The sequence below is a fragment of the Vibrio sp. V31_P5A7T61 genome (assembly GCF_009904895.1).
In the GTDB taxonomy this organism is placed as follows: Bacteria; Pseudomonadota; Gammaproteobacteria; order Enterobacterales; family Vibrionaceae; genus Vibrio; species Vibrio metschnikovii.
In genome coordinates, this window is sequence record NZ_WXWI01000025.1 from 163,484 (window position 1) to 175,862 (window position 12,379).

Annotated in this window: 13 protein-coding genes; 4 read left to right on the plus strand and 9 right to left on the minus strand. The window is 43.2% G+C overall.

What is annotated here, in order from left to right; all coding sequences use genetic code 11:
• Window positions 1-68 precede the first annotated feature (68 nt).
• Window positions 69-1,265 (minus strand): MFS transporter, encoded by a 1,197-nt coding sequence (locus CAG58_RS05650; RefSeq protein ID WP_161425545.1) that lies wholly within the window; start codon window positions 1,263-1,265, stop codon window positions 69-71.
• Window positions 1,266-1,382: 117 nt separating this feature from the next.
• On the opposite strand from CAG58_RS05650, the gene CAG58_RS05655 reads away from it, so the two are divergent.
• Window positions 1,383-2,252, plus strand: a complete 870-nt coding sequence (locus tag CAG58_RS05655) for a LysR family transcriptional regulator (protein WP_161425544.1) — start codon at window positions 1,383-1,385, stop codon at window positions 2,250-2,252.
• 10 nt (window positions 2,253-2,262) lie between these two features.
• Here the strand turns inward: CAG58_RS05655 and CAG58_RS05660 are convergent, their stop codons facing one another.
• Window positions 2,263-2,496 carry a glutaredoxin family protein gene (locus tag CAG58_RS05660; protein ID WP_161425543.1) on the minus strand — a complete coding sequence of 78 codons (234 nt, stop codon included), beginning with the start codon at window positions 2,494-2,496 and terminating at the stop codon, window positions 2,263-2,265.
• A gap of 144 nt (window positions 2,497-2,640) precedes the next feature.
• Here CAG58_RS05660 and CAG58_RS05665 point away from each other — a divergent pair, with 144 nt between their 5' ends.
• A complete protein-coding gene (locus CAG58_RS05665; protein WP_154167994.1) occupies window positions 2,641-3,147 on the plus strand; it encodes a M48 metallopeptidase family protein in 507 nt (168 codons plus the stop codon).
• Between the two features lie 125 nt (window positions 3,148-3,272).
• On the plus strand, window positions 3,273-3,497 hold the full coding sequence (locus CAG58_RS05670; protein WP_158143816.1) for a hypothetical protein: 225 nt from the start codon (window positions 3,273-3,275) through the stop codon (window positions 3,495-3,497).
• Here CAG58_RS05670 and pilW read toward each other — a convergent pair whose 3' ends face one another.
• The 7 genes from pilW to CAG58_RS05705 form a co-directional block, all read right to left on the minus strand.
• Window positions 3,498-4,220 carry a type IV pilus biogenesis/stability protein PilW gene (pilW, locus tag CAG58_RS05675; protein WP_154167995.1) on the minus strand — a complete coding sequence of 241 codons (723 nt, stop codon included), beginning with the start codon at window positions 4,218-4,220 and terminating at the stop codon, window positions 3,498-3,500.
• 262 nt (window positions 4,221-4,482) lie between these two features.
• Window positions 4,483-5,424 carry a homoserine O-acetyltransferase MetA gene (metA, locus tag CAG58_RS05680; RefSeq protein WP_161425542.1) on the minus strand — a complete coding sequence of 314 codons (942 nt, stop codon included), beginning with the start codon at window positions 5,422-5,424 and terminating at the stop codon, window positions 4,483-4,485.
• Window positions 5,425-5,851: 427 nt separating this feature from the next.
• Window positions 5,852-7,000 carry an ABC transporter permease gene (locus CAG58_RS05685; protein WP_154167999.1) on the minus strand — a complete coding sequence of 383 codons (1,149 nt, stop codon included), beginning with the start codon at window positions 6,998-7,000 and terminating at the stop codon, window positions 5,852-5,854.
• The gene (locus CAG58_RS05690) at window positions 6,987-8,150 is read right to left on the minus strand and encodes an ABC transporter permease (RefSeq protein ID WP_158143819.1); all 1,164 of its coding nucleotides are present in this window, start codon (window positions 8,148-8,150) and stop codon (window positions 6,987-6,989) included. Before CAG58_RS05690 ends, CAG58_RS05685 begins: the two co-directional genes overlap by 14 nt.
• A gap of 4 nt (window positions 8,151-8,154) precedes the next feature.
• Window positions 8,155-9,129, minus strand: a complete 975-nt coding sequence (locus CAG58_RS05695) for an HlyD family secretion protein (RefSeq protein WP_154168000.1) — start codon at window positions 9,127-9,129, stop codon at window positions 8,155-8,157.
• Window positions 9,126-10,568: a TolC family protein gene (locus CAG58_RS05700; protein ID WP_161425540.1), complete on the minus strand. Its 1,443-nt coding sequence runs from the start codon at window positions 10,566-10,568 to the stop codon at window positions 9,126-9,128. Before CAG58_RS05700 ends, CAG58_RS05695 begins: the two co-directional genes overlap by 4 nt.
• A 121-nt stretch (window positions 10,569-10,689) precedes the next feature.
• Complete coding sequence (locus tag CAG58_RS05705) at window positions 10,690-10,923, minus strand: hypothetical protein (RefSeq protein WP_040904267.1); 234 nt, start codon at window positions 10,921-10,923, stop codon at window positions 10,690-10,692.
• Window positions 10,924-11,393: 470 nt separating this feature from the next.
• On the opposite strand from CAG58_RS05705, the gene CAG58_RS05710 reads away from it, so the two are divergent.
• Window positions 11,394-12,365, plus strand: a complete 972-nt coding sequence (locus CAG58_RS05710; protein WP_040904797.1) for a chemotaxis protein — start codon at window positions 11,394-11,396, stop codon at window positions 12,363-12,365.
• Window positions 12,366-12,379 lie beyond the last annotated feature (14 nt).

Below are 12,379 nucleotides of genomic sequence, written 5' to 3' on the forward strand. Positions count from 1 at the left end.
ATAGTGATGAATAAGCGTCTTAGCAGAGTAATACTACTCAGACATAGAGTAATATCAGATTGTATCGGTTACTTAGTGTTGATCGCCACTTTTTCTTGCTTTGGGTATAGCTGCCAGCAAAGTAAGAACAAAATCAAATAACACACCGTGCCACCAAGAGTAACCATTACCCAGCCTCCCTGTTGCCAGCAATAGAGCAGGTAAAATCCGCCCAGACTACCTCCTACGTAGTAATGTACTAGGTACAGTGCGGTCGCGGTTGCTTTGGCTTGAACCGCTTTTTGACTGACCCAAGCATAAGCTAAGGTATGAGTGAAAAAAGCGCCGAAGCTTATCAAAAGTAAACCAAACACCATAAACCATAATGATTCGACGGCGGCCAGCCACATTCCGGCCATACTGACCATGGCACCAAGAATCATCCCGGCGACAGGATGATAATGCGATGTCCAGCGGTTTGTGAGTCGAGAGCTGATGGTGCCCGCGAGATAACAAAGAAAGATTAATGAGGCAATGCCAACGGGTAGCGCATACGGATCTGCGACTAATCGAAAACCCATTACCGAATAGAGATTAACGAACAAAGCAAAGTTGGTGCCACCGATGAGCATGGCTAACCATAAGTTACGTTGTCTTAGATGAGATATGAGTGCTTGATTATGTTGTAAAAAACGCCCACGTTGTGGCGTAAAATGGCGTTGTAAGGGCAAAGAAAAATAAACAATCAATGCACCAAATAAAGTAAAGATAGCCATAGCAACGACGGCCGTTTGCCAGCCAAAAGCATCCGTTAACAACCCGCCAGCAATACGACCACTGATCCCCCCAAGTGAATTGGCGGCGATATATCCACCAATCGCTTTGTTAAACGCTTGTGGCGATAATTCTTCGACCATATAAGCCACCGCAACAGACGCAAAAGCGGCTAGGGCAATCCCCATCAAAGCTCGACTGATGATCAGTACCCATAATTGATCGCTCAATAGAGTGAGTAATCCAAACCATGGCATGGCAAACAGCCCGAGCAGCATCACCCCGCGACGGCCAAAAACTTCAGAACTGATCGCCCAAGGCACTAAGCTTACCGATAATGCTAACGTTGAGGCAGCAAACAGCCAGTTAATTTGTGTTTCTGACACCGCAAAGTGTTGAGCCAGATAAGGCAGCATGGGTTGGAAAAGATACAAGTTACAGAAGATCAAAAAAGATCCAAGTGCAAGAGCAAACGTAACTCGGCGATAGGCTGGGCTGTGTTGTTCAATCATACGTTTTATTGACCAGGTGAAGTCGTTAGGGAAGCTTAATGTGATCAAACTAGCAGCGTTATCCGGATTAATAAAATATATTATAAATATCGAAGCAATAACTTTAATTAATAGTTAATGGATAGTCGTCAATTACGATATTTTCTTGCGGTGGCAGAGCATGAGAACTTCACTCATGCCGCACAGCAACTGCACATCGCTCAGCCAGCATTAAGTATTGCTATTAAAAAATTTGAGCAGCAGCTGGGTGTAAACCTATTTAAGCGTGGTGATCGTAAAGTAAGTTTAACGCATGAAGGTTCGGTATTAATCGACCATGCTCGACGAATTTTGCAGCAAATCGACAATGCTCAATTAGCCATGGATGAACTCAAAGGACTGGTAAAAGGGGAAGTGCGCTTAGGTGCACCAAGTATGATGGGTAGTTATTTTTTTCCACCGATCGTAATGGCGTTTAAAACCCAGTTTCCGAATTTAAAAATGACGGTTATTGATGCGGGAACCCAATCGATACGCAAAATGTTATTAGCAGGAGAGCTCGATGTCGGCGTGATTTTAAATCAAGATGTGCCTGCTGATTTAGAAACTGACCCGTTACTCTCTTCCCCGATGGTGGCCGTTGTAGGCCAGCATCATCCACTGACCGCTCAAACGCAGATCGATTTTAAGCAATTTTTTGAGCATCAACTGGTGATGTTTAAAACGGGTTATTTTCACCGTGAGTTCATTGATAAGGTGTGTAAAACACATCAACATGAGGCAAAAATTGCTTTTGAGACTAACCTGTTACCGATGATCCTCAGCATTGTTAAACAAGAACACGCGATTACTGCTTTATTGAAGCTGGTCGCAGATAATGAACCGGAAGTGAGAGCAATACCGTTTACACCTCCCTTCTCCATTGATCTCGCGTTAGCGTGGCGTAAAGAGGGCTATTTATCTAATGCCGATAGAACGTTTATCGAATTTGTAAAGCAATACGTTTAATCCGCCGCGCTTAGCTTTTTTGGGTATAGAGTCGTTCAAAATTACTGATGTTCCAGCCAATCAAGAGCTGATCGCCAATTTTGAGGACAGGGAGACTTCTTGCTCCTAGCGCATCTAACTCTTTGCGACCGCGCGCCATTTTGGCATTACACAAACGGTACTGAATACCTTTCGCATCCAAATAACGCTGGGCATCTTTACAGTGAGGGCACTTGTCTTTGACATAAAGGACAACACGTTTCATTCTTAGGCTCACTTTGACCAAAAGAGCGAATTCTAACGCTGGCTGAGCCGATACACAAGCCGCCTTGTAGTGGCAATAGGCATTACTTCTTGGGCCATTTAAGTTACACTGCCACGTCAAAAATTGATGCGACAGAGTGAATTTATGCATCCTGTATTGAAGTATATTCAAGGTTATCCCACCTCGCTAATAGAACAAATTCAACAATTAATCACTCAAGATAAGTTGATCCCTTGGTTTGAGCAGCGTTACCCAGAGCGGCATGCTATCCAGAGTGAAAAAGCGCTGTTTAACTACACGATGGCGATTAAAAATCAGTATATGAAGAAGACGTCACCGCTGAGTAAAGTGGTGTACGATGGCAAAATTCATCTTATTAATAATGCGCTCGGTCTACATAGTTATGTTTCTCGGGTGCACGGTAACAAGATAAAAGCCAAAAATGAGATTCGTATTGCTAGTGCATTCAAACAAGCACCAGAGCCTTTATTACGTATGCTCGTTGTGCATGAGTTGGCCCATTTACGTGAAAAAGACCACAATAAAGCTTTTTACCAACTGTGTTGTCATATGGAGCCTAATTATCATCAGTTAGAGTTTGATGCTCGGCTATACATGATGGTACTAGAATTGAGAGCTCAACAAGGTTAAGTCGTTCTGAAAGCGAAAATTTTAGATAAATTACGTGTATAATGACATGAGAGTCAAGAATATGGCTTATCTGCCGATAAATCAATAAGAGGTATAAATAGCGCCTAAATCTAAGGAGGCCACAAATGGACATCGACTTCTATCTGCCATGTCAACCTGAGTGGCTTTGCGTGCCCTTTATGACCGTCTTTGGGTTACTACTCTTAGCTGGGCTGATTAAGTTTATTCGTATTGCTTATCGTGAATATAAGAAAATTGAACGTGCCAAAGCCGTTAAAAAGCAGCGCCGTGTCAATTATCGCGAGCGTAAAGGCGGCAAAGATGGCCGCCCTACCAACATCAAAAAATAGTTAGACCAGCTCTGCTAATAATGCCTGATATTTGTTTTCTAAAGCAGGATTGCCGCTGCGTTTTTCTAGTTCAATCAATAGCTCTAAGGATGTCTTTTGATATCCATATTGTTGATGGAACTTCATTAAACGCAGCCGTGCTGGAATAAATTGGTCATTATCAATCTCCAACTTAGCCAGTTGTAGGATTGAGCGAGCACGATTAGGGTCATGATCTAACGAACGTTCGAAATAATAGTGCGCTTTTTGTTTATCGCCCGATTTTAAAGCGCAAAATCCTGCATTCTCATAGCTGGCGGGGATCAGATAATAGTAAGGCTGCTCAACGGCACGCATAAAATATTGATCGGCTCGGCTATATTCCCCTTGTTTACACAAAAAGGCACCGTAGTTATTAAGCACATTACCATTTCTGGGGTGCTCCCTTAATGCGGTTTGATAAAGCTGCTGCGCCGTTTCATTCTCTCCCACTATTTCAAAGTAGTGCGCCATGGAGAGCTGAGCGCGGTAATAGTGCGGTGCATGTTGGAGTGCTTTTTGTAGGCTTTGCCGAGCTTTTACTCGGTTACCTTGTTCGAGATAACCTAACCCTAACGCAATTCTTGATTCTGCCATTTCAATTGGAGTACTTCGTAATTCTGCTTGTCCCTGTTCCGTCATAGTAACGCAGCCACTTAGCCACAAGGCACTGATCCCTAATCCTAATACGGCTCCCAATTTCATGCCATTTCTCCATTCAGCGACGTTGTGATATTTGTTTTACTCGAATGTTCAGTAGTGTCATCGCACTGATTCTCTGCCATCACATTATCGATAGAACTCATCAGAGTGATTAAAGGATCTTGGCGAAGCCCAAATACAGCCGTAAATTCAAGTTGTTGTGGAGTCTATAATAGAATGATTGGGGGTTTGAAAAATGGCTAACCGACAAGGATGCGAGTCAGTTAGCAAACTCAGTTAGCCTAAGGTAAGAGGGGAAGTAGTGTTAATCGTCTTTAGTGAATTTATCTTCACTAAAGTGCTCAAGATCATAGGGCGTTTGTTGATAAACACAGTAATTAAGCCAATTGGCAAATAATAAGTGTCCATGGCTTCGCCAGCTCGCCCGTGGTGGCTGATCTGGATTATTGTCAGGATAATAATTGAGTGGAATTGGCGGTTGCAAACCCTCGGCAAGATCTCGCACATATTCTTGATGTAGGGTATCAGCATCATACTCAGGGTGGCCAGTCACAAATACATTTCGTTTATCTTTCGTTGCCGCTAAATAAACGCCTGCAATGCTTGATGTTGCAAGCAGATCGAGATCGGTATGTTGCTCTAGATAATCAGCGGCGAAATCAGCATAACGAGAGTGTGGAGCGAGGAAGGTATCATCGAATCCTCTTAGTAAAGGATGAAAAGGCTGATGAATCTCATGCTGATAAACCCCAGAGAGTTTTTCTTCTCGAGTGCGTTTGGGGAGGTTATACAACAGCTTTAACCCAGCTTGCGCAGCCCAACAAATGTATAACGTTGAAGTGACATGATGTTTGGCCCAATTCATGACGCGCTGTAGATGATCCCAGTAAGCGACATTTTCAAATTGAACCAATCCAAGCGGCGCGCCAGTAATGATAAGGCCATCGAAATTGCGTTGACTGACTTTATCAAATTGACGATAGAAAGCATTAAGATGGGCTTCCGGTGTATTTCTACTCGGACGATCATCGATGCGTAATAACTCAATATCAACTTGCAAAGGGGAATTAGACAGCAGTCGTAAGAACTGTGTCTCGGTTTCAATTTTTTTGGGCATTAAGTTTAAAATTAATACCTTAAGAGGTCGAATGCCTTGTGTCGATGCACGAGATTCAGACATAACAAAGATGTTTTCTTGGCGTAGCACATCGGTTGCAGGTAGTTGATCGGGGATCTTAATTGGCACGGCTTGCTCCCTAAGCTAATGGACGTCTATACTTCTAGACTTATAACCTATGCAACTTTAAAAGTCGATAGCTAAGTGATATCTATCATGGTTATTTATTTAACTTCGATAAGGAATAAGATAGAGGAAGGATCTCGTATTAATAGCGATAACAGATGCATGTATACCCAAACAACTTGGAGTTGCAGGTCGGCGGCAAGTGAGTGAGTCCCCCCAATCATAGATAGAATCTATGATTGGGGGGAACAAAACGTAGCCAACACTCCTGCAGCTTCAAGTAGGAAGGGTATAGCAGGGGAGCGATGGCGATAATACAAGGGCTAGTCGGCTGCTCAAGCCACCGAAGTCATTCTTTGCTTCTTATGATTTCATGCCAACTCAGGATAAGAAAGTTTGTAGAACTTTCATTATCCTGAGTAGAGATTAGTTAGTCATGATGAGCGAGTTTTCCTTTGCCGGTTCGACGGTATTGCCACCACGCTAGCCAACCCCAACCTAAGGTTTGTAACCAAAGCAGTGTCCATTGTGGTGCAATTTGCCACCATTCCGCGCCCATTTGATTAAGAGCAAGAAAACCTTGTATTCCTGGGGTGCTTGGAAATAGGCTGGCCAGCCAAGTGATAGGGGGCGGAATCGCTTCTAGTGGCCAAATAAAGCCAGAAGAGAAAACTAAAGGCATCGAGCTGATTAAGACGACAACGGTGACGAGCTCTCGCCTTGGGGCGAGCGCACCAAGCCAGATACCGAGAAAACAAGCACTCAATAAAAAGGGTAATAAAAGTGTCAGCAATTGCCCCATATTGGCGAGAGTACTGATACCTAAACGACTAAAACTGGCTCCAAAGTAATACATACTGAGGAGGTAATAACAGGCGACAAACAGCAGTGTTCTTATTGCAATCAGTCGAAGTGGAGAGACGCGCTGCCAGTAGCCTTTACCCTGTTTTTGAGTACCGACCATTAATCCCACCGCCATAATCAATGTTTGATGCAAAATCAACACAAATACACCGGGCACAACGTAATCGATATAACCCATTTTAGGGTTAAAAGTCGGCTTCATATTCGATTGTAGTGCAGACCAGTGTTCCATCGCGAGCCCCAAAGGCTCTCCATCGACGACCAAGCGCGCGACTTTCGCTTTCGCTGATAAGGTGCCACCAGCTTGAACCAATCCCTCTACCACCGTGCCATAGACCAGAAAGTACGCCGCGTCTCCGGCATAGGCTAGCGTTGGGCTTTTACCGAGCAGTAAATCTTTATAGAAATGTTCAGGGATCACCAAAATACCACTCACTTCGCCAGCTAAAAAGGCTGCTTTGGCATCCACGATCGAGTGATTTCGCTGGATGATTTTTATCTGTGGGGTAGCATCAACCATTCGCTCAAGTTGATAGCTAGTCTGGCTTTTATCTAAATTCACTACAGTAATGGGTAATTCACGAGGGGTTTGTTGGCTATACGGTAATGGATAGAGAAAAGAATAAAAAACCACACCACCGATCATGGTTAACATCACGACAGGATTAGTTATCAGCGCTTTTAACTCGGCTTTGAACAGATTAAACAGAGTCATGATTACTCCTTAGCGCGGTTTCTTTGCTTTGATGTTTATTAATAAGCACGAGCGTGATCACTAAAGGGAGTAGGTAACCGAGCATTGGCCATAAATGCTGAAGTGACTGCTGAGCGTTCAGTCCATAATTGACTTGGCTGATCTGCACTTCAATATAATGACTGATGGGTAACAAACTTCGCCAAGCGAGCGCGACGCTACTCATATCTGAGGCAGGGAAAGTGACGCCCATAAACGCAAAGCTCGGTGCGGTAAATGCACCCGCAAAACTCATAGCTCGAGCAGGGTCAAGGGTTAAAAAGTAAAAAAAACAGCCCATAATCATACAAGCTAAAATAGTCACCATCTGAGCAACAATGATGATTGAGAATCTACCGTGCATCGGCCATTGCATGGCTTGATAGAACCAAATTAAAAATCCAATTCCCTGAAGTAGGAAAATGACAAAATAGGGAGCCAGTGTTTTACTCAGGTTTCGGAAAGGGTGAGCCGCTAACCAACGTTGTAGACCATATTCACGATAATTTGCCGTTAAAATTAAAATTGTCGCGACCACGATAAAAATTTGCCACAGTGCAGGAACCGCCGCAGAGACTAAAAATTGAGCATAGTGATTATTTTTATTAAACAGTGGAGTCACTTGAGTTCGAACAGGCACCGCTTGTCCCAAAGCGCTCAACAGGGTTTGATCGCCTTTTGCTAAGGTTCTAGCTCCATCCAGTTGAGCGTTAAATGTTCCTTGGGCTTGAAGAACCGCTGAATTGATTAATCGTCCAATCAAAATATATTGGCTATTGTAAAAAGTACTGACTTGAGGCTGCTCCCCACGATAAATACTTTTATCAAACTGAGTAGGAATAACGACGTAAGCATAAATATCACTTGAGATTAATGCTTGTTTCGCTTCCGAGGCACTTTGATAGTGGCGTGTTACCGATAAGGTTGATGTAGCATCCAGTTGACGAACCATTTGCCGCGATAATTGGCTGTGTGATAGGTCGACCACACCTATCGGTAAATTATGGAGGATACCTTGGGAAAATATCCACCATAATAGCGCCGCCAGAGTAATGGGCACCCAAGTCAGACATGAGAGTAGCCAGTGATCGTGACGTAACAACTGCCACTGTGAAGGGAGACGGTTTGACATGGTCTTATAACTCAACAGCAACACTCATGCCCATTCTTAACCCATCAACGGGTTGTGTGGGACGAGCTTCAACTTCAAAGGTCCTTAAATCAAAACCTTGTGAAGTATCGGTTGATCGCCAAGTAGCAAAGTCTCCCATTACTGCGATGTGGGTCACGGTAAATTCAACATACTTATCCAACGCAGGTAAGAATGCTTTGAAGGTTGATCCTTGTTCAAAGTGGCGCAGTAGATCTTCTCGGACATTAAATACAGCCCAAGAGTCGGCGCGATCAACAACCGTAACAACCGGAAAGCCTTGTGGTGCGAGTTCACCGGCTTGCATTAACACCTGAGACACTTCACCATCAAACCAGCTTTCAATGCGAGTATCAGCGGCATAAGCTTCTACTTCAGCCACCGCACCTGCGGCCATGCGTTCATTTTCAGAAGCGGCGAGTATGGTCTCTTTACGAGCCCCTTCTTTAGCCATTTCATACATTTGTAGAGCGGCATTTTCACTGTATCTGGCTGCACGCCATTGAGTATTGGCTTCATCTCGTCTTTGCTCAGCAACAACGCCTTGCTCGAAGAGATTATTCACTCGTAAATAGGTTTTTTCAGCCAGATCAGCCGCCGCTTTTGCGGTTAGCCATTGGTCTCTTGCTGCTTGTATTTGTTGGCTACGTGAACCCGTTTCCGCTTCTTGAGCTAATGCGCCAGCCGCTCTTTGCCCCGCCATCGCTTGTTCTAACTTAGCTTCGATTTCCGGACTATGAATGGTGAAAATTAGCTGACCTTTGCTGACGAGATCCCCTTTGCGAACAAAGACTTGATCAATACGTCCCGGCACTTTGGATGAGATACTGTATTGTTGAGACTCAATTTGTCCTTGGAGACGAATGGGTTGAGGCTGATAAGCTTGATAAAAGCTATAACCTATCCAAGCGACGGCGGCGACGACAGAAATTACAATAACAGAAGATTTAACCGCTTTCATGAAGGTTCCCTTTGTGAATCGACAAGGTGATTGGGCAGCATCGTTAAAGGAACTGCCATCTGCTTATAATGAGAGAAAGTTTGCATCTCACTCGATAAGGCTAAAAGCTTACTCAGAGAAATGAGATAGTTAAAACCAGCCACGGCTTGTTGAGTTTTAATGCTGGCTAAATAAAGTTCGGCATCGACAACGTCAAGCGAAGTGGCCAGACCTTGATTAAAGGCTTTTTGACGTAATGATAAGTTTTCTTGTGCCAAGCGTAAGCTTGAATTAAGCCCTTGTGCTTCTTCTAGAGCTTGTTCGGCTTCTTTATAGGTTTTTTCAACCAATACCGTTAAATCTTGTTCTGCTTGGGCGCGCAAAGAACGGACTTGTGAGACTAAGCTATTGGCGGCTTTCACTTGGTGGCTACGCCCAGTATTTTCAATTAAAGGCACACTGACGCCAACTCCAACGAGCCAATCGGGTTTCATTTGGCCCGCTAATGAGTCATCCTCATGTAAGCTATAGTTACCAAATAGATACACCTCTGGGTAGTATTTCCCTTTCTCAGCCTTGATAAGGCTATTGGCTTGTTTCTCTTTTGCGCTGAGCAGATCAAGGCCAGGATAGGTTGCTAAGGTTTGCTGTATAAAAGCACTCAAAGGAGGAAGGCTTTGGTTAATAAACAGCTGCCCACTTGGTTCAACAGGCTGATGTTGATTAAGTATTTGAGTTAAAGCACTTTGTGCAATATCTAAATCTTTTTCTGATTTTTTACGATCAATCGTTGCCTTATCAAGGGAAGCTTCGGCTTGTAGACGCTCAACTAAAGCGATTTGACCTTGTTGCTCAAGTTTAAGGGCCTTATCTCGATGCTGAGTCAATCCTTGCTCAACGGCAAGCCGAGTTTGTAACACTTCGCGTGCTAAAACCACACTAAAGTAGTACTTGGCTAAATCTTCGTAGCGTGCTTGGGTTACCATCGCTAATTGACTTTGTGCTTCTTCTTTTCTGCCTTGAGCGGCCGTTTGAGCGGCGGTAATACGTCCACCGGTAAAAATAGGCCATACCGCTCGAATCGAAGAACTAAAAATATCACGTTCAGTGATCGTTGAGCTAAGAGACCCCAATTGATTTATAAGAGGCCCCAATTGATTTAATTGCGGCGGCAAGGTCGGTAAGTGAGCACCGCTACTGCCTACAATTTGTTGTACGGATAAAGTGACATCTTTATCAAGCCGAGTATAGCTGGCTCCTAATGAAACCGAAGGAAGATTAAGATTTGCCGTAGAATCTTGGAGGTGCTGATAGTGCTCCACACTGGCTCGTTCGGCGGCTAATGAGTGGTTGCTTTGCTGCAAAATATCCCAAGCTTGCTGAAACGAAATCGGCATGGCATGGACAGAAGCACTACCCAGCAACGAGCACAACGTCAAAGTAATGGTTTTTAGCTTCATGTTACCGTTCAGAGTTCGATTTAGAGTGATTACTCTATAGTAGCGAGTTTTTTTTCGAGAGAGTAGTGTTTTGTTGTAACAAGAGTTCAAAGCTGATTCGTGGTAACGAATCAGCTTTGATTTATCGATGAGGGAAATGGGGACAGAAGAAATCCGCTCGCCAAATCAATTTTTTCGTGCCTTGCATCGTAGTGAGCACATCCTTGCCCGACATTTGTGGAAAAGCGAATAATACGCGGACTTGTTCATCGTTTTCTACCGCCAGTTCGTAAGCCCGAACATGAGTAAACGTTGACAGAAGATGCTCGCTTAGCATGTCTCGTGAAAGGCATATACCTAAAGCATCTTTTTCCATAATGACTTTCCTCCTGACGATGTAAAATGAGATAAGTCAATCGTTCCTAATCTATTTAAATGATTATGATGAGTAGGGAATGATTGATGATTTAACACCTCACTGCACTTATCAGTATATAGAAGAACGTACCTGTTGAGTAAAAAATAAGCGACATTATAAGTGATCGATGTCACATATTGATATGCAAAAGAGTTTCTATTGAGGTGTGATTTTTCCCATTTTAGTGGGTTAATCATTGGTTCTGTGGTGCTTCTTTTACAACTACTCATCTATATTCATAGACTTGCTGGCAATAGCACGGTTTAAGGGAGCCATGGCGGATTAACGAGAGACTTTTTTCTTGGTAATTGGGTATAGATAACAAATTAAATAAACAATCTACCCCATTATCATTTTCTTTGGACGACTTGCGTATATACTACAAAAAGGAACGAACTTAACGCTTTGCCGAAAAGATGTGAATGATTATGAGCAATCCAAATAATACAATTTTATTAGAAAGTGGTACTAATGAGCTGGAAATTATTGAATTCCATCTAGAAAAACTATTGCCTAGTGGTGAGACGAAAACCTGTTACTACGGGATTAACGTTGCCAAAGTACGAGAAGTCATTCGTGTACCTGAAACCACCGATTATCCCAATGCACAGCCTCACATGATAGGGGTCTTTTCTTCTCGGGAAATATTAACACCCTTAGTCGATCTTGCTGGTTGGCTTGGTGTTCCCACTCGCCCAGATATTAAGAACAAATACGTTATAGTGACCGATTTTAACCGTATGACAAACGGATTTTTAATTGACAGTATTAGTCGAATTCACCGTATTTCGTGGAATGATGTTGAGTCACCGAGTCAATTTTTAGAAGCTGGTGAGCAAGACTGTGTCGTTGCCGTCGTCCGTAAAGACAAAAAGCTGATCATGATTTTAGATTTTGAGAAAATCATTGCTGACATCAACCCAGAATTAAGTATGGGTAAATACGATGTTAAAATGGATCGTTCGATTGATTTAAATCAGAAAATGGTCAGCAAACGCAATGCTAAAACGATCATGGTAGTCGATGATTCGGCATTTATTCGTAGTATGATTCAAGAAACGCTGAGTTCAGCTGGTTATAACGTGATTGCTTGTAAAGATGGGGGAGAAGCGTACGAAAAGCTAATGGATATTCAGCGTGTGGCCAAAGAAGAGAATACCTCCGTTAGTGAGTTGGTAAATGCCATCGTGACTGATGTAGAAATGCCGCGTATGGATGGGATGCATTTAGTCAAACGGTTACGTGAGAATGAAGCATATAACCAAACACCAATCATCATGTTCTCATCATTAATGAGCGATGATAACCGAGCTAAAGCGCTTGCTCTAGGTGCTAACGACACTATCACTAAACCTGAAATTGGTAAGATGGTCGGTTTGATGGATAGTTTTATTTTTTAATAATAATCAATATA